The 18,761-nt window shown below is 66.7% G+C and carries 11 protein-coding genes; 10 read left to right on the forward strand and 1 reads right to left on the reverse strand.

The genetic code is table 11. The annotated features are described in order from the left end of the window. Positions 1 to 349 precede the first annotated feature (349 nt). The gene (locus N7573_RS10505; RefSeq protein ID WP_279913987.1) at positions 350 to 1,669 is read right to left on the reverse strand and encodes a M20 family metallopeptidase; all 1,320 of its coding nucleotides are present in this window, start codon (positions 1,667 to 1,669) and stop codon (positions 350 to 352) included. 186 nt (positions 1,670 to 1,855) lie between these two features. On the opposite strand from N7573_RS10505, the gene N7573_RS10510 reads away from it, so the two are divergent. The 10 genes from N7573_RS10510 (at position 1,856) to N7573_RS10555 (ending at position 18,523) form a co-directional block, all read left to right on the forward strand. Further along, positions 1,856 to 3,097, forward strand: a complete 1,242-nt coding sequence (locus N7573_RS10510) for an efflux RND transporter periplasmic adaptor subunit (protein WP_279943152.1) — start codon at positions 1,856 to 1,858, stop codon at positions 3,095 to 3,097. A gap of 74 nt (positions 3,098 to 3,171) precedes the next feature. Continuing rightward, positions 3,172 to 6,405 (forward strand): efflux RND transporter permease subunit, encoded by a 3,234-nt coding sequence (locus N7573_RS10515; RefSeq protein ID WP_279943153.1) that lies wholly within the window; start codon positions 3,172 to 3,174, stop codon positions 6,403 to 6,405. Positions 6,406 to 6,436: 31 nt separating this feature from the next. Then, positions 6,437 to 9,559 (forward strand): efflux RND transporter permease subunit, encoded by a 3,123-nt coding sequence (locus N7573_RS10520; RefSeq protein ID WP_049424064.1) that lies wholly within the window; start codon positions 6,437 to 6,439, stop codon positions 9,557 to 9,559. A gap of 350 nt (positions 9,560 to 9,909) precedes the next feature. Then, positions 9,910 to 11,967, forward strand: a complete 2,058-nt coding sequence (locus N7573_RS10525; RefSeq protein ID WP_279913651.1) for a TonB-dependent receptor — start codon at positions 9,910 to 9,912, stop codon at positions 11,965 to 11,967. 162 nt (positions 11,968 to 12,129) lie between these two features. After that, positions 12,130 to 14,307: a YccS family putative transporter gene (gene yccS / locus N7573_RS10530; RefSeq protein WP_149908981.1), complete on the forward strand. Its 2,178-nt coding sequence runs from the start codon at positions 12,130 to 12,132 to the stop codon at positions 14,305 to 14,307. 140 nt (positions 14,308 to 14,447) lie between these two features. After that, complete coding sequence (locus N7573_RS10535) at positions 14,448 to 15,242, forward strand: SDR family NAD(P)-dependent oxidoreductase (protein WP_279913790.1); 795 nt, start codon at positions 14,448 to 14,450, stop codon at positions 15,240 to 15,242. Between the two features lie 139 nt (positions 15,243 to 15,381). Continuing rightward, positions 15,382 to 17,271: an MFS transporter gene (locus tag N7573_RS10540; protein WP_279913791.1), complete on the forward strand. Its 1,890-nt coding sequence runs from the start codon at positions 15,382 to 15,384 to the stop codon at positions 17,269 to 17,271. Between the two features lie 182 nt (positions 17,272 to 17,453). Continuing rightward, entirely contained in the window at positions 17,454 to 17,741 is a 288-nt protein-coding gene (locus tag N7573_RS10545) for a CD225/dispanin family protein (protein ID WP_005419784.1), read from the forward strand. 34 nt (positions 17,742 to 17,775) lie between these two features. Next, the gene (locus tag N7573_RS10550) at positions 17,776 to 18,054 is read left to right on the forward strand and encodes a CD225/dispanin family protein (protein WP_032127177.1); all 279 of its coding nucleotides are present in this window, start codon (positions 17,776 to 17,778) and stop codon (positions 18,052 to 18,054) included. A 43-nt stretch (positions 18,055 to 18,097) separates the two neighbouring features. Then, a complete protein-coding gene (locus tag N7573_RS10555) occupies positions 18,098 to 18,523 on the forward strand; it encodes a DUF2752 domain-containing protein (protein WP_006473646.1) in 426 nt (141 codons plus the stop codon). Positions 18,524 to 18,761: the final 238 nt, after the last annotated feature.

Below are 18,761 nucleotides of genomic sequence, written 5' to 3' on the forward strand. Positions count from 1 at the left end.
GCCCCCGGACACATTTCTGCCGCCGATCCACCACGGGAAAGATCAGAAAATCAAAATCAAAAGCTGATCCTTCAGACATTCTCGATGTCTGCCCGTGTCGACCAAGGTCGACACCTACCAAAGCAGAGCGCCGTTCCGACAGATCGCGGGAAACTGTCGAAGGCGGGGTGGGTCCGGTGGCAGGGGCGTGAGCCGCATGGATGCGGCGACCGAGGCTACAGGGACGTACTTGCGCCGTCCCCTGCCACCGGACCCGCCCCGCCAACCCACAGATAGCCGGCTTCTGCCGTTGCTCCGGCTGTTGCCTTGGCCTCTGCGGGTGCAGGGCTGCAAGCCCTGCCGGAAACCCTCACCCCGCGGGAGTACCTGCACCGTGCAGGTAATCCAGGCTCACCTGCAGCAACGCCCGCAACCCGACATCCAGCGCCTTCTCATCCAGCAGGAACTTCGGCGAATGATTCGCCGGTGCCGTCGCCGGGTCGATGCCCGCGCTGGTCGAACCGACGAAGAAGAACATCCCCGGCACTTCCTTCGCGTACAGCGAGAAATCCTCCGCACCCATCTGCAGCGGTGGCTCGTACACGTTGTCCTTGCCCACCACTGCCTGCAGGCTCGGCAGCATCTTCGCGGTCAGCGCCGGGTCGTTCACCGTGGCCGGATTGCCCTCCGACTCGTAGATGTCCGTCACCGCCTTGGCACCGTGCGCGGCGGCGGTGTGCTCGGCCACGTTGCGCAGGTCGGCGAAGATCTGCTGCCGCATGCCTTCGTCGAAGGTACGGATGGTGCCGACCATTTCCACTTCATCCGGAATGATGTTGTAGCGGATGCCACCGTTGATCGCGCCGAAGGTCAGCACCGCCGGCTGCTTGGACAGGTTCGCGCGGCGGCTGACGATGGTCTGCGCGGTGCCGACCAGGTCGGCGGTGGCCACGATCGGATCAACACCATTCCACGGCGCCGAGCCATGCGTCTGCCGACCGATCACCTTGATCCCGAAACGATCCGAAGCCGCCATCAACGGGCCACCACGCACCGCGATCTGCCCGGCCTGCACGCTTGAGAAGACGTGCAGGCCGAACACGGCTTCCGGCTTGAAGTCGGCGAACAGGCCTTCCTTCAGCATCAGGGCAGCACCACCCTCTTCCGGCGGCGGTGCACCCTCTTCGGCCGGCTGGAAGATCAGCATCACCTGGCCCGGCAGATCCTTCTTCATCGACACCAGTGCCTCGGCCACGCCGAGCAGGGTGGCGGTGTGCGCGTCATGGCCGCAGGCATGCATCACGCCCACGGTCTGCCCACGGTACTGGTCGGTGGCTTTCGAGGCGAACGGCAGGCCGGTCTGTTCGGTCACCGGCAGCGCGTCCATGTCCGCACGCAGGGCGATCTTCGGCCCGGGCTTGCCACCTTCAATGATCGCCACCACGCCGTGGTGGGCGATGCCGGTCTTCGGCTTCAGGCCCATCGCACGCAGGCGCTTGGCGACCTCGGCCGAGGTGCGCACCTCACGGTTGGACAGTTCCGGGTGCTGGTGGAAGTCGCGCCGCCATTCCACCACCTTGGCCTGCAGCCGCTGGGCGGCAGCGGTCACCTCCGGGCGCTGCCCGTCCTGGGCGTGGGCAAGAGCCGGCAAGGCCAGCAGCAGGGCGGACAGCAGCAACGAACGGCGCATCACGATCTCCACGGCAGGGGGTTCCAGCTGAATGTAGGGCAACACCGCCGCTACGGGAACCTCCGCGGCCGGATCCGGTCTTAGCGCCCGTCCCATCCGTCATGCAGGAAACGTGATGTGGCGCAGGTATGCTTTGCGCATTGCCAACCGGGGCCGTGCCCCGTCCAGCCCTCTTGGAGTCCTTGAATGTCACGTGTTTGGAAGATCGTGCTGCTGGTCGTGGCGGTACTGGTGCTGGCCGTGGTCGGCCTGCGCGTACTCGGCGGGGGCAAGGACAAGGCCGGTAGCCCGGCGGCAGCTGCGCGCCAGGGCGGTGAAGACCCGGATGCCGGCCCGGTGCCGGTGACCGTGGTGGATGCGGCACGCCAGGACGTGCCGGTCTATGCCAGCGCGCTGGGTACGGTGACCGCAATGAACACCGTCACCGTCAGCCCGCAGGTTGGCGGCCAGCTGATGAGCCTGAATTTCCGCGAAGGCCAGGAAGTGAAGAAGGGCGATGTGCTGGCGGTGATCGACCCGCGCACCGCCCAGGCCAGCTATGACCAGGCCGTGGCCTCCAAGCGCCAGAACGAGGCGCTGCTGGCCACCGCGCGTTCCAACTACCAGCGCTCGAACGCGCCGGAGTATCGCCAGTTCGTCGCCAAGACCGATCTGGATACACAGCGAAACCAAGTGGCACAGTACGAAAGCGCAGTCGCGGCGAACGAGGCCAGCATGCGCTCGGCGCAGGTGCAGCTGCAGTACACCAAGGTCACCGCGCCGATCACCGGCATCGCCGGCATCCGCGCGGTCGACGCCGGCAACGTGGTCAACGCCGGCACCGCGCTGGTCACGCTGACCCAGATCCATCCGATCCACGTGCTGTTCAACCTGCCCGAGCGCCAGCTCGGCGATGTGCGCCAGGCGCAGGCCGCCGGTGCGGTACCCGTCGCGGCACTGGACCGCGCCGATTCGCACGTGCTGTCCGGCGACGGCAAGCTCGACGTGGTCGACAACCTGATCAGTGCCGACAGCGGCACGTTCAAGGCGCGCGCGATCTTCGACAACACCGACAACGGCCTGTGGCCGGGCCAGTTCGTCAACGTGCGCATGCAGCTGCGCACGATTGCCGGTGGCGTGGTCATCCCGACCCAGGCAGTGCTGCGTGGCCCGGATGGCGAGTACGTCTATGTGGTGCAGGGCGACAACACGGTGAAGATGCAGACCGTGCGCAGCGGCGTGGAAGTGGGTGACAGCCGGGTGCAGATCGCCGAGGGCCTGAAGGGCGGCGAGCGGGTGGTCAGTGAAGGCCAGTTCCGCTTGAAGCCGGGCAGCAAGGTCACCGCGCTGAAGCCGGGCGAAACCCCGGCGGTGCCGACCGAAGCCGAGCTGAAGGCCGCCGAGCAGAAGAAAGGCGGCGGTGGCCGTCGTGGCGGCGGCCCGCGCTGAGCGCAGGCTACCGACCTCCCTCGCGCCGGCAAGCCTGCCGGCGCCGACATTGAAGTGCCAGCAAGGATCAGTCCGTGGGCTTTTCGACGATCTTCATCCGCCGCCCCATCGCCACCTCGCTGCTGATGGCGGGCCTGTTGCTGCTGGGCATCCTCGGTTACCGCAAGCTGCCGGTGTCGGCGCTGCCGGAAATCGATGCGCCCAGCCTGGTGGTCACCACCCAGTACCCCGGCGCCAACGCCACCACCATGGCCTCGCTGGTCACCACGCCGCTGGAGCGCCAGTTCGGGCAGATCTCCGGGCTGGAGCTGATGACCTCCGACTCGTCGGCCGGGTTGTCCACGATCATCCTGCAGTTCTCGATGGACCGGAACATCGACATTGCCGCGCAGGACGTGCAGGCGGCGATCCGCCAGGCCACGCTGCCCTCGTCGCTGCCCTACCAGCCGGTCTACAACCGGGTGAATCCGGCCGACGCGGCCATCGTCACCCTGAAACTGACCTCTGACACGCGCCCGCTGCGCGACGTCAACAACTACGCCGACTCGATCCTGGCCCAGCGACTGTCGCAGGTGCAGGGCGTGGGCCTGGTCTCGATCGCCGGCAACGTGCGCCCGGCCGTGCGCATCCAGGTCAATCCGGCCCAGCTGTCGAACATGGGCCTGACCCTGGAGCAGCTGCGCAGCGCGCTGACCCAGGCCAACGTCAACGCGCCGAAGGGTTCGCTGAACGGCAAGACGCAGTCCTACAGCATCGGTACCAACGACCAGCTCACCAGTGCCGCCGAGTACCGCGACACCATCATCAGCTACAAGAACGGACGTCCCGTGCGTTTGTCCGACGTGGCCGAAGTGGTTGATGGCGTGGAGAACGACCAGCTGGCCGCCTGGGCCGATGGCAAGCCGGCGGTGCTGCTGGAAGTGCGCCGCCAGCCCGGCGCCAACATCGTGCAGACCGTCGAGCGCATCCGCGCGATCCTGCCGCAGCTGCAGGGCGTGCTGCCAGCCGACGTGCACCTGGAGATCTTCAACGACCGTACGGAGACCATCCGCGCCTCGGTGCATGAGGTGCAGTTCACCCTGATCCTGACCATCGGCCTGGTGGTGGCGGTGATCTTCGTGTTCCTGCGCCGCCTGTGGGCCACGATCATTCCCTCGGTGGCGGTGCCGTTGTCGCTGGCCGGCACCTTCGCGGTGATGGCCTTTGCCGGCATGTCGCTGGACAACCTCTCGCTGATGGCGCTGGTGGTGGCCACCGGCTTCGTGGTCGACGATGCGATCGTGATGATCGAGAACATCGTGCGTTACATCGAGCAGGGCAAGAGTGGCAAGGAAGCGGCCGAAATCGGTGCGCGCCAGATCGGCTTCACCGTGCTGTCGCTGACCGTTTCGCTGGTGGCGGTGTTCCTGCCGCTGCTGCTGATGCCCGGCGTCACCGGCCGCCTGTTCCACGAGTTCGCGTGGGTGCTGAGCATCGCCGTCGTGCTGTCGATGCTGATCTCGCTGACGCTGACCCCGATGATGTGCGCCTACCTGCTCAAGCCCGACGCCTTGCCCGAAGGCGAGGACGCGCATGAGCGTGCGGCGGCGGCCGGCAAGCAGAACCTGTGGACGCGCACCGTCGGCCTGTACGAGCGCAGCCTGGACTGGGTGCTGGGCCACCAGCGCCTGACCCTGGCGGTGGCCGGCGGCGCGCTGGTACTGACCGTGCTGCTGTACGTGCTGATTCCCAAGGGCCTGCTGCCCGAACAGGACACCGGCCTGATCACCGGCGTGGTCCAGGCTGACCAGAACATCGCCTTCCCGCAGATGGAGCAGCGCACCAAGCAGGTGGCCGAAGCGCTGCGCCAGGACCCGGACGTGACCGGCGTGTCAGCCTTCATCGGCGCGGGCAGCATGAACCCCACGCTCAACCAGGGCCAGCTGTCGATCGTGCTGAAGGAACGCGGCGAGCGCGACGGCCTGGACAAGATCCTGCCGCGCCTGCAGAAGGCCGTCGCCGGTATTCCGGGCGTGGCCCTGTACCTGAAGCCGGTCCAGGACGTGACGCTGGATACCCGCGTGGCCGCCACCGAGTACCAGTACTCGCTGTCGGACGTCGATCCGGCGACCGTGGCCACCCAGGCCACGCGCCTGACCGAAGCACTGCGCAAGCGCCCGGAACTGGCCGACGTCGACAACAACCTGTCCAACCAGGGCCGCGCGCTTGAACTGAACATCGACCGCGACAAGGCCAGCGTGCTGGGCGTGCCGATGCAGACCATCGACGACACCCTCTACGATGCGTTCGGCCAGCGCCAGATCTCGACCATCTTCACCGAACTCAACCAGTATCGGGTTGTGCTGGAAGTGGCGCCGGAGTTCCGCACCAGCACCGCGCTGATGGAACAGCTGGCCGTTGCCTCCAATGGTGCCGGTGCACTGACCGGCACCAATGCCACCAGTTTCGGCCAGGTCACCTCGTCGAACTCATCGACGGCTACCGGCATCGGCGCGCAGAACACCGGCATCACCGTCGGCGCGGGCAGCATCATTCCGCTGTCGGCACTGGCCGAAGGCAAGGTCAGCAGTGCACCGCTGGTGGTCAGCCACCAGCAGCAGCTGCCGGCAGTGACGGTCTCGTTCAACGTGGCGCCGGGCTATTCGCTGTCCGAAGCCGTGCGTGCAATCCAGGAGACCAAGGACAGCCTGGACATGCCCACCCACCTGCATGCCGAATTCATCGGCAAGGCCGCCGAATTCACCGGCAGCCAGACCGATGTGGTGTGGCTGCTGCTGGCCTCGCTGGTGGTGATCTACATCGTGCTGGGCGTGCTGTACGAGAGCTACATCCACCCGATCACGATCATCTCCACGCTGCCGCCGGCCGGTGTCGGTGCGCTGCTGGCGCTGATGCTGTGCGGGCTGAGCCTGTCGGTGGATGGCATCGTCGGCATCGTGCTGCTGATCGGCATCGTCAAGAAGAACGGCATCATGATGGTGGACTTCGCGATCGAGGCGCGCCGCGCCGGCGCCAACGCGCATGAAGCGATCCGCCGCGCTTGCCTGCTGCGCTTCCGCCCGATCATGATGACCACCGCCGCGGCCATGCTCGGCGCGCTGCCGTTGGCACTGGGCACCGGCATCGGTTCGGAACTGCGCCGCCCGCTGGGCATCGCCATCGTCGGCGGCCTGCTGCTGTCGCAGCTGGTGACCCTGTACACCACGCCGGTGATCTACCTGTATATGGAGCGCTTCTCCGAATGGCTGGCCCGCCGCCGCGAGCAGCGCGCACTGCGTGACGGTTCGCTGCAGGAGCCGCAGGCATGATCCACGCCCCGCTGCCGCGGGGGGCCGCACGATGAACCTGTCCGGCCCCTTCATCCGCCGCCCGATCGGCACCGCGCTGCTGGCCATCGGCCTGTTCATGGTCGGCCTGATCTGCTACCTGCGGCTGGGCGTGTCGGCGCTGCCGAACATCGAGATCCCGGTGATCTTCGTGCACGCCAGCCAGTCCGGTGCCGATGCGGCAACCATGGCCTCCACGGTCACCGCGCCGCTGGAACGTCATCTCGGCCAGCTGCCGGGCATCGACCGCATGCGCTCGTCGAGCTCGGAAGGCAGCTCGCTGGTGTTCATGATCTTCCAGAGCGGCCACAACATCGATTCGGCCGCGCTGGACGTACAGACCGCGATCAATTCGGCGCAGGCCGACCTGCCCTCGGGCATGGGCTCGCCGATGTACCAGAAGGCGAACCCGAACGACGACCCGGTGATCGCCATCGCGCTGACTTCGCAGACGCAGTCGGCCGACGAGCTGTATAACGTCGCCGATTCGCTGCTGGCGCAGCGCATCCGCCAGATCAGCGGTGTTGCTTCGGTCGACATCGCCGGTGCCTCGACGCCGGCGGTGCGTGTGGACGTCAACCTGCGCCTGATGAACGCACTCGGCCTGACCGCCGACGACCTGCGCAACGCGGTGCGTGCGGCCAACGTGACCTCACCCACCGGCTTCCTCAGCGATGGCAACACCACCACCGCGATCATCGCCAACGATTCGGTGGCACGCGCCGCCGACTTCGCCGACCTGGTGGTCAAGACCCAGGGCGATGGCCGGGTGATCCGGCTGAAGGACATCGCCAACGTCTACGACGGCCAGCAGGATGCCTACCAGGCGGCGTGGTTCGACCACAAGCCGGCGGTGGTGATGTACGTGTTCACCCGCGCCGGCGCCAACATCGTGGAAACCGTGGACCGGGTGAAGGCGCAGATTCCCGCCCTGCGCGATTATCTGCAGCCGGGTACAACGATGACGCCGTACTTCGACCGTACGCCGACCATCCGCTCGTCGCTGCATGAAGTGCAGATCACCCTGCTGATCAGCCTGGCGATGGTGGTGCTGACCATGGCGCTGTTCCTGCGCCGGCTGGCACCGACGCTGATCGCGGCGGTGACCGTGCCGCTGTCGCTGGCCGGTGCCGCGCTGGTGATGTACGTGATGGGCTTTACCCTGAACAACCTGAGCCTGCTGGCGCTGGTGATCGCGATCGGCTTCGTGGTCGACGATGCGATCGTGGTGATCGAGAACATCATGCGCCACCTCGACGAAGGCATGCCGCGGATGCAGGCAGCGCTGACCGGCGCACGCGAGATCGGCTTCACCATCGTCTCGATCACCGCCTCGCTGGTGGCGGTGTTCATCCCGCTGCTGTTCGCCAGCGGCATGATGGGTGCGTTCTTCCGCGAATTCACCGTCACCCTGGTGGCGGCCATCGTGGTCTCGATGATCGTCTCGCTGACCCTGACCCCGGCGCTGTGCAGCCGCTTCCTCAGCGCCCACGACCACACGGCGCCGCCGTCGCGCTTCGGCCGTTGGCTGGATGCCGGCCACGAGCGCATGCTGCGCATCTACACCGTGTTCCTGGATTTCTCGCTGCGCCATGCGCTGCTGCTGTCGCTGACGCCGCTGCTGCTGATCGGTGCCACCGTCTTCCTGTTCGGCGCGGTGAAGAAGGGCGCGTTCCCGCCGCAGGACACCGGCCTGATCTGGGGCCGCGCCAACTCCAGCGCCACCGTCTCCTTCGAGGACATGGTCGCCCGCCAGCGCCGCATCACCGACATGCTGATGGCCGACCCGGCGGTGAAGACCGTGGGTGTGCGCCTGGGCAGCGGTCGCCAGGGCTCCAGCGCACAGTTCAACGTCGAGCTGAAATCACGCAAGGAAGGCCGCCGCGAAACCACCGCACATGCCCTGGCGCGACTGAGCGCCAAGGCCGACCGCTACCCCGACCTGCAGCTGCGCCTGCGCGCGATCCAGGACCTGCCCAGCAACGATGGCGGTGGCTCCAGCCAGGGCGCGCAGTACCGCATCTCGCTGCAGGGCAATGACCTGGCGTCACTGCAGGAATGGCTGCCCAAGCTGCAGGCGGAGCTGAAGAAGAACCCGAAGCTGCGCGACGTCGGCACCGATGTGGACAATGCCGGGCTGCGCCAGAACATCGAGATCGACCGTGCCAAGGCCGCCCGCCTGGGTGTTTCGGTCGGCGCCATCGACGGCGCCCTGTACGGTGCGTTCGGCCAGCGCCAGATCTCGACCATCTATTCGGACATCAACCAGTACAGCGTGGTGGTCAACGCCCTGCCCTCGCAGACCGCTACGCCGGCGGCGCTGGACGAGGTGCATGTGCGTGCGCGCAACGGCGACATGGTGCCGCTCACGGCGGTGGCCAAGCAGGTGCCGGGGCTGGCGCCTTCGCAGATCACCCATGAGAACCAGTACACGACGATGGACCTCAGCTACAACCTGGCGCCGAACGTGAGCATGGGCGAGGCCAAGGCGATCATCGACGCGACCGTGGCCGGCATGCGCATGCCCGGCGACATCCGCCTGGCTGATGACGCCGGCTTCGGCTTCAACTCCGACCCCAGCGACATGCTGATCCTGGTGTTTGCCGCGATCCTGACCGTGTACCTGGTGCTGGGCATGCTGTACGAGAGCCTGATCCACCCGGTCACCATCCTGTCCACGCTGCCGGCGGCGGGCGTGGGTGCGCTGCTGGCGTTGTTCGGCACCAATACCGAACTGTCGGTGATCTCGATGATCGCGCTGGTGCTGCTGATCGGCATCGTCAAGAAGAACGCGATCATGATGATCGACTTCGCGCTGGTGGCGCAGCGCGAACATGGGCTGGCACCGCGCGAAGCGGCACGCGAGGCCAGCATCGTGCGCTTCCGCCCGATCATGATGACCACGATGGTGGCGATCCTGGCTGCTGTGCCGCTGGCGATCGGCCTCGGCGAAGGGTCCGAGCTGCGGCGTCCGCTGGGTATCGCGATGATCGGCGGCCTGCTGTTCTCGCAGAGCCTGACCCTGCTCAGCACGCCGGCGCTGTACGTGATCTTCTCCTGCCTGGCCGAGCGCTGGCGCGCACGTCGCGCACGCAGGCGCGAAGCGAAGCTGCTCAAGCGCGCGCAACGGGCGTAGAAGGGCCCATCCACGCAGGGCGTGGATCTACTGGTAGCGCCGGCCGCTGGCCGGCGTTCTCCGTACAGCCAATCTGCCGGCCAGCGGCCGGCACTACCGTGGGAGCGGATGGTGGGTACGAGCCGTGGGTGCGGACCGTGGGCACGGATGGTGGGTGCGGACCGTTGGTCCGCATGCCTCCGAGTTTGACGCACGGTAACGAAAAGAGAACAATTCTCATCCAGCCATGGTCCTGCGCCCCTTCGCGGCGCCCCGCTGCCATCTCCGGCCAGCCTGCGTGATCCCAGCCACTGCCCCTTCCCCCACCCGTGGGCGGATGGCCTGTGGCCGTCCGTCGAGGACCACCATCGATGCTGCCTTCCCGTTCTCCCCGCCTGGCCATGCTGGCCATCGCCCTGTCAGCCGCCTGCGCTGCCCATGCCGAAGCGCCGGCCGTCAGCCGTAACGCCACCGATCTGGATGCGGTGAAGGTCACCGCCGAACGCACCCATACCGACGCCGGCGCACTGGGCGACCGCGCCCTGCGCGACACTCCGTTCGCGATCACCGCTGTTGGCCGCGAGCAGATCGAGCAGCGCCAGGTGGTCTCGCTGGGCGAAGCCTTCCTGCTCGACCCTTCGGTCAGCACCCAGGTCAGCGCCTATGCCAGTGGCTGGAGCTCGCCCATCCGCAACCGCGGTCTGGAGCTGAACTACGACAGCTACCGGGTCAATGGCCTGCAGGTCTCTTCCTGGGGCACCGAATGGCCGCTGGAAGTGATGGAACAGGTCGATCTGCTGAAAGGCCCGGGCGGATTCCTGTATGGCTTCGGCACCCCCGGCGGCATCGTCAACTACATCACCAAGAAGCCGACGGACACGCCCACCTTCTCCGCCCAGCTGGGCTGGCGCGAACAGGGCATCGTCAGCGGCGGCATCGACGTTGGCGGCCGCTTCGGCAACGAGCAGATGTTCGGCTACCGCTTCAACGCCTTCCAGGAAACAGGCGAGACCTTCAATGGCGGACACGTCGATCGCAAGGTGGGCGCACTGTCGCTGGACGCGCGCCTGAGCGATGCGCTCACCTGGACCTTCGACGGAGTGTTCCAGTCGCGCGACCTGCGCGAGGAATCACCGCAGTACTACTTCCGTGGCCTGACCTCGTTGCCGCGGCCGATCGCCGGAGATACCGACAACAGCGTGCCCGGCACCTACTACGACACACGCTCCAGCCTGCTGTCGACCGGCTTGAACTGGCAGATCAACAGCGACTGGAAAGCCAGCCTGAGTTACGGCGTCACCACCTCGTGGAATGACGTCAACAAGATCTTCGCCTACATCGACGATCTCAACGGCGACTACGACGTCAACGTCTACGAACTGGGTGGCAAGAGCGAGTGGAAGCTGGCCCAGGCGATGCTGCAGGGCAGCTTCCGCACCGGCCCCCTTCAGCATCAGGTGGTGGCGGGCATCAGCCACCAGACCGGACTGGGCTGGGACCGCCCCTACGAGTGGAACCTGATTGGCCGCGCCAACCTGTACCAGCGCCATGCCATCCGCCACGACGCCGTTGGTTCGCGGGTGATGACCCGCGGCGACGAGACGGTGCAGCAGGCGGTGTTCGCAAGCGATACGGTGAACCTCGGCAGCGGCTGGTCGGTGCTGGCGGGCTGGCGCTACAACGACTTCGAAACCAAGGGGCGGTACCACACCTACCCGGTCACCCCGACCTACGCCGTGATGTTCAAGCCCAGCGAGGCGGTCACCCTCTACGCCAGCTACATCGAGTCGCTCGAAGCGGGCAGCCGCGTAGGCAACAGCTACATCAACGCCGGTGACGTGCTTGATCCCACCATCAGCAAGCAGTACGAGATCGGGGCCAAGGTCGAAGCGGCGCGTTGGAATGCGAACGTGGCCGCGTTTCGGCTGGAACGTGGTGCCAACATCGATGAGCTCACGCCGGCCGGCAAGCGCCTGGTGCAGGACGGCATCACGCTGTACGAAGGCATTGAAGCCAGTGCCGACCTGCACCTCAACGATGCACTGACCGTCGGCGGCGGCGTCACCTGGCTGGATCCGACCTACGACAAGCTGTCCCCGGGCAGCGCCGCACAGGAAGGCAACCGCACCGCCGGTGCTGCGCGCTGGAGCGGGGTACTGCACGCCACCTACCAGCTGCCGTGGGTAGACGGCTTGGAAACCTACGCCGCCGTGCGCTACTACGGCGATGTCTGGTATGACGCCGACAACACCCTGAAGCTGCCTGACTACACGCTGGTGAATGCAGGCATCGGCTATCGCCTGCTGGCGTCCGGCCATCCGGTGACCCTGCGTGCCAGCGTCGAGAACCTGGCCAACCGGAAGTACTGGTCCAACGCCGGCGCCGGCCTGCCGCGCACGTTCGCGGTGAGCGTGCGGTTCGACATGTAATGCCCGGCAAACCGGTAGTGCCGGCCTTCGGCCGGCTCCTTGCACCTCCGTCCGGGCGCATGAGAGCCGGCCAGCGGCCGGCACTACCGGGTATTCCCTCGCGGGCTGTCCCCTTCACCCCGCACCCGCAATAATGGTGGGAGACCCTTCCACCGAGCCTGCATGCCCGCCCGCGAATCCCGCCTCAGCCGCCTGTGGGCCCACGAAAAGGCCAGTTATGGCCTTCGGGTGTTCATCGCCCTGACCGCAGCGCTTGCCGTGTGCTGGCAGCTGGACGCGCTCACTGCCCTGCCCGGCGTGTTCCTCGGCATCATCGCCAGCGCCATCGCCGAGACCGATGACAACTGGTGGGGCCGTACCAAGGCGGTACTGCTGTCGCTGCTGTGCTTCTGCCTCGCCGCCGCCTCGGTGATCTGGCTGTTCCCCTGGCCGTGGATCTTCATCGGCGCGCTGGCGCTGTCCACCTTCGGGTTGACCCTGCTGGGTGCGCTCGGCGAGCGCTACGCGTCCATCGCCCAGGCCACGGTAACGCTTGCGATCTACACCATGATCGGGCTGGAGCAGCATGGCGCCAGCGACCTGCACAGCGCGCTGGACGCGGTCAGCCACCTGCTGGCCGGTGCGGTCTGGTACGGCCTGCTGTCGATCCTGTGGACCGCACTGTTCGCCAACCGTCCGGTACGCGAACGCGTGGCGCGACTGTACGTTGAACTGGGCCGCTACCTGCAGTTGAAGGCAACACTGTTCGAGCCAGTGCGCGAGGCCGACCTGCAGCGTCGCCAGCTCGACCTGGCCGAACAGAACCGGCGCGTGGTTGGTGCATTGAATGAAGCCAAGACCGCGATCCTGGCCCGCTTCGGCCGTTCCGGGCGGCCCGGCGTGAACTCCGGCCTGTACCTGCGCCTCTACTACATGGCACAGGATTTCCACGAGCGCGCCAGCTCCTCGCACTACCCGTACGGTGCGCTGGTCGATGCCTTCTTCCACAGCGATGTGCTGTACCGCTGCCAGCGCCTGCTCGACCTGCAGGGGCAGGCCTGCGCACGGCTGGGCGAGGCGATCCGCCTGCGCCGTCCGTTCGTGTATGGCGAAAGCAACCAGCAGGCCGGGCGCGACCTGGCCGATGCGCTGGCCTATCTGCGCGACCAGCAGCGGCCGCAGTGGCAGCGACTGCTTGGCTCGCTGGATCTGCTGGTGCACAACCTGCGCAGCATCGAGCGCCGCCTGCTGGATGCGGAGCGCTCCGAGGCCAGCCTGGACAACGTCGATACCCGCCTGCGCGACAGCAACCCGCACACCCTGCGCGAGATGGGCGTGCGCGTGCGCCAGCAGCTCACGCCCGGCTCGGTCCTGTTCCGCCACGGCCTGCGCATGGCATTGGCCCTGATCGCCGGCTTCGCGGCAATCCGCTTGTTCAATGCACAGAACGGCTCGTGGGTGCTGCTGACCATCGTGTTCGTGTGCCGCCCCAACTTCGGCGCGACCCGCCAGCGCCTTGCACAACGCATCGTCGGCACCGTGGCCGGCCTGGTGCTGACCTGGGCACTGCTGCAGCTGTTCCCGCAACTGCACGTGCAGCTGCTGATCGCGCTGCTGTCGGCGCTGCTGTTCTTCTTCACCCGCACCGACCGCTACCTGGTGGCGTCGGCGGCGATCACGGTGATGGCCCTGACCTGCTTCAACCTGATCGGCGACGGCTTCGTGCTGATCGTGCCGCGCATGGTCGATACGCTGCTGGGTTGTGCAATCGCGGCGGCGGCCGCGTTCCTGATCCTGCCCGACTGGCAGGGCCGGCAGCTGCACCTTGTGCTGGCGCGCGTGCTGGACACCGCCGCGCGCTACCTGGATTCGGTACTGGGCCAGTACCGCAGCGGCATGCGTGACGATCTGGCCTACCGCATCGCCCGCCGCGACATGCACAACGCCGACGCCGCGCTATCCACCGCGTTGTCGAACATGCTGCGTGAGCCCGGCCATGTGCGCCGCAATCTGGATGCCGGCTTCCACTTCCTGGCGCTGTCCAACACACTGCTCGGGCACCTGTCGGCCCTGGGTGCGCACCGCGACCAGGTGGACAGCTACGCCGGCGATCCGCTGGCGCTGGCTGCCGGTGAGCGCGTGCGCAAGGCGCTGCAGCAGCTGGCGACGGCCCTGACCGCTCGGCAACCGGTCGCGGAAGAGGACAATGATGCCGACCGCGCGGTGGCCGCCGAACTGGAACAGATCGACGAGGCGATGCCGCCGAAGCTGCAGCTGATCCGCACGCAGATGGCGCTGGTGCTGCGGATGCTGCCGAAGGTGCGGGCGGCGGCGAATAAAGCGGTGCGCAGCCTGACCTGATCCCTCATCGCTGGTCGGACATTCCATCCACGCATGGCGTGGATCTACTGCATCGCGTGCAACCGTGCGTTGCGTTTGGCGATGCACCCCGATCACGTTCCCGCGCGGATACTGGGTGATCCCCTGCCCCGGATTCCTCCATGAAGATCGAACTCACCGGCCATACCGCGCTGGTCACCGCCTCCACCGCCGGCATCGGCCTGGCGATTGCCCAGGGCCTGGCCAACGCGGGCGCGCGGATCATTCTCAACGGCCGCAGCACCGACAGCGTCGAACGCGCCCGCCAGCGCCTGCTCGCCGCCGTTCCGGGTGCCGACGTGCTCGGCGTGGCCGCCGACCTCTCCGATGCGGCCGGCGTCGACACGCTGCTGGCAGGCCTGCCCAAGGTCGACATCCTGGTCAACAACGCCGGCATTTTCGGCCCTGAGGACTTCTTCGAGACCGAAGACGCGACCTGGGAACGCTACTGGCAGACCAACGTGATGTCCGGCGTGCGCCTGTCGCGGGCACTGTTGCCGGCCATGGTCGATGCCGGCTGGGGTCGCGTACTGTTCATCTCATCCGAATCGGCACGCAACATTCCGGCCGACATGATCCACTACGGTGTCAGCAAGACCGCGCAGCTGTCGCTGTCGCGCGGCCTGGCCAAGCGCGTGGCCGGCAGCGGCGTCACCGTCAACGCGGTGCTGCCCGGCCCGACCCTGTCCGACGGTTTCGCGGCGATGTTCGAAGATGAACGCCAGCGCAGCGGCAAGCCACTGGAGCAGATCGGCCGCGAGTTCGTGATGGCACACCGGCCGTCTTCGGTGATCCAGCGCACCGCCACGGTCGAGGAAGTGGCCAACATGGTGGTGTACCTGGCCTCGCCGCAGGCCTCGGCGACCTCGGGTGCGGCGCTGCGCGTGGATGGCGGCGTGGTCGACGATATCGTCTGAGACCTATCAAGGTGTGCGGACCAACGGTCCGCACCCACAGTTGTGGGGCTTCAGCAGATCCACGCCATGCGTGGATGCATCCCGGCATGGTCCCGGCGGATAGGCAGGAATGCTAGGCTGCGCCGGTCAAGGAGGCTCCATGTCCGGTCACAACCAGTTCGCCCTGCTGCGCCAGCGCCGTTTCCTGCCGTTCTTCGTCGTCCAGGCGCTCGGAGCGTTCAACGACAACGTGTACCGGCAGGCGATCATCGGCCTGTTGTTCTATCTGGGCGTTTCGGAGGAGCAGCGTTCGCTTTACACCACGCTGGCGCCAGCCATCTTCATCCTGCCGTACTTCCTGTTCTCGGCGCTGGCCGGGCAGATCGCCGACAAACTGGAGAAATCGCGGCTGATCGTGATCACCACCACCATGGAGATCGTGATCATGTCGATGGCGGCTGTCGGTTTCATCACCGAGAACCTGCCGTTCCTGCTGGTCGCGCTGTTCTGTACCGGCATGCAGTCGACCCTGTTCGGCCCGGTAAAGTACTCGGTACTGCCCTCGGTGCTGAAACCCGAGGAACTGACCGGCGGCAACGGCCTGGTCGAGATGGGTACTTCGATCTCGATCCTGTCCGGCATGATCATCGGCGGCTCTGTATTCCTGCTTGCGGGCAGCTACGGTCCGATCGTGGCAGCCACAGCGGTGATCGCTCTGGCCATCTGCGGCAACATCGCGGCGCGCCTGATTCCCAAGGTCGACGCCGGCGATCCGAACCTGAAGATCAACTGGAACCCCTTGCCGGAGTCGCGGGTCGTGCTGCGCATGGCACGGCAGCAGAAGGCGGTGCGCAACGCCATCCTCGGGGTATCCTGGTTCTGGTTCGTCGGTACCGTGCTGACATCGCAGCTGCCCAATTACGCGTTGGCCAACCTCGGCGGCGAACCCAAGCTGTATCTGTTCGCCCTGGCCCTGTTCTCGGTCGGCACCGGCGTTGGCTCGCTGCTGTGCGAGAAGCTGTCGGCGCGCACGGTGGAAATCGGCCTGGTGCCGCTGGGCGCGTTCGGCATGACCGCGTTCCTGCTCGACCTGTATTTCGCCCGCAGTGGCGAAGCGACCGTGCACGGACTGACCATCGGGACGTTCCTGCAGCAGCCGGGCAGCATCCGCATCGTCATCGACCTGATCGGCATCGGCCTGTTCACCGGCATCTTCGTGGTGCCGCTGTTCGCGCTGATCCAGAGCCGCACGCCGAAGGCGCAGATGTCGCGCGTGTTTGCGGCGCTGAACATCCAGAACTCCGGCTTTATCGTCGGCGCAGCCCTGCTGTCGCTGGCCGCGCACAAGCTGCTGCACTGGACCATCCCGCAGCAGTTCCTGGCGCTGGCCATCGCCAACGCACTGGTGGCGATCTACATCTTCACCATCGTCCCCGAATTCCTGATGCGCTTCCTCAGCTGGCTGATGGTGCGCACCCTGTACCGCCTGCGTCCGCACGGCATCGAGGCCAACGTGCCGGACGAGGGTGCCGCGCTGCTGGTCTGCAACCATGTCAGCTACATGGACGCACTGATCCTGTCGGCGACGATCCCGCGCCCGGTGCGCTTCGTCATGTACTACAAGATCTTCAACATCCCGGTGATGCGCTGGATCTTCCGGACCGCCAAGGCGATCCCGATCGCCGGCGCGCGCGAAGACCCGGCGCTGATGCAGCGCGCGTTCGATGACATCGACGCTGCGCTGGCCGAAGGCGAGCTGGTCTGCATCTTCCCGGAAGGCGCGCTGACCAAGGATGGTGCGATGGCACCGTTCAAGTCCGGCGTCGAGAAGATCCTCGAACGGCGGCCGGTGCCGGTGGTGCCGATGGCGCTGCGCGGCATGTGGTCGAGCATGTGGAGCCGGCGCGACAGCCGCCTGGGCCGCATGCGCGTGCCGCGCCGTTTCCGCGCCACCGTCGAGGTGGTGGCGGCAGCGACCGTGGATGGCCACAGCACCAGCGCACCGGTGCTGGAGGCCCAGGTGCGGGCCCTGCGCGGCGATCACGCCTGACGAGATGAGCCCGCCGAGCGGGCCCAGCGGACTCCCCCACATACGTCACCGTCCAGTGGTGTACGCGACATGTCGTGACTGTAAACGCATACATGCAACGCAGGTTGCGGTAGATTACGCACCCACAGGGGGGAGGTCCGGCCGATTCATCATGGCCGGCCACCAAGGAATGGAGTCTCGCTTTGAATCAACCACCACCGCTCAGCCGTCCGGTCTACATCCCCAACCATCTGGTCTGGGCGATCCTGACGACGCTGTTCTGCTGCCTGCCGTTGGGCGTGGTGTCGATCGTGTACGCCTCCCAGGTCGATGGCCGCCGCGCGGCCGGCGACCTGCCGGGGGCCTACAGTGCGTCGCGCAAGGCGGGCTGGTGGGCGGTGGCTTCGGCCGTGGCCCTGCCGGTCCTGTTGCTGTTGTGGTTCGGGCTGTTCGGCGGCTTGGCCGTACTGGGCGCTCTTTCCGACCAATGATTCACCACCACCACCCATCAAGGAGCTTGAACCCATGAATACTGCTACTCCGCAGGTCCCGAACAACCTGGTCTGGGCGATCCTGACCACCCTGTTCTGCTGCCTGCCGGCCGGCATCGTGTCGATCGTCTACGCCGCCCAGGTCAACGGCAAGCTGGCGGCCGGCGACATCGCCGGCGCCCAGGACTCCGCCGCCAAGGCCAAGAAGTGGGCCATGTGGTCGGCCATCGCCTGGGTCGTGCTGGTCGTGCTGTACGTGCTGTTCTTCGTTGTGCTCGGCGGCATGGGCGCGATGAGCAACGGCAACTACTGATACGCCTGGACGGATCCGGCGCCTGCGCCGGATCCGTTGTTGCATGTCCGCGCTTCCCGCTCGTTCCCGACTCGCCCGCTGGGCACCGCTGCTGGTTTCCGCCGGCCTGGCCGTGGGTGCCACGGTGGTGCTGCGCAACGTCAATCCGTATGTCGCCGGCAATCCCCTGCCGAGCTGCCCGCTGTACGCGCTGACCGGCCTGTACTGCCCGGGCTGTGGCAGCACGCGCTGCCTGTATTCCCTGGTCCACTTCGACCTGCCCGGCGCGATGGCGATGAACCCGCTGCTGGTCATCAGCCTGCCGTTCCTGTTGTTGATGCTGCTGAACATCGCCGGCATCCGCCCGCGTGTGCTCGACCCGCTGATGCGGGTGCTGGCCAATCCCGTGTTCTGGCTCTGGGTGCTGCCCGGGTATGCGCTGCTGCGCAACCTGCCGTGGGCACCGTTCACTGCACTGGCACCGATCTAGGTTTCCAGCCAACGGCGCAGCCCCTCGTGGTGGGCGGCGTTTGTCGATCATGGGGTTGGCCGGGCGGGATGGGTTTGCGGGGGACGCCGTGAATCCGTCCGTGGAGGCTTGGCCGCGGCATCCATGCCGCGGACACCCCCGCAAACCCATCCCGCCCGGCCACGGACAGTTTCCGTGCGCGTCCACCACGGAAAAGAAAGAGAAGATCAAAAGCGGAAGCGGATCGCTTCGCTCTGCA

The organism is Stenotrophomonas sp. GD04054, from assembly GCF_029836955.1.
Lineage (GTDB): Bacteria > Pseudomonadota > Gammaproteobacteria > Xanthomonadales > Xanthomonadaceae > Stenotrophomonas > Stenotrophomonas maltophilia_A.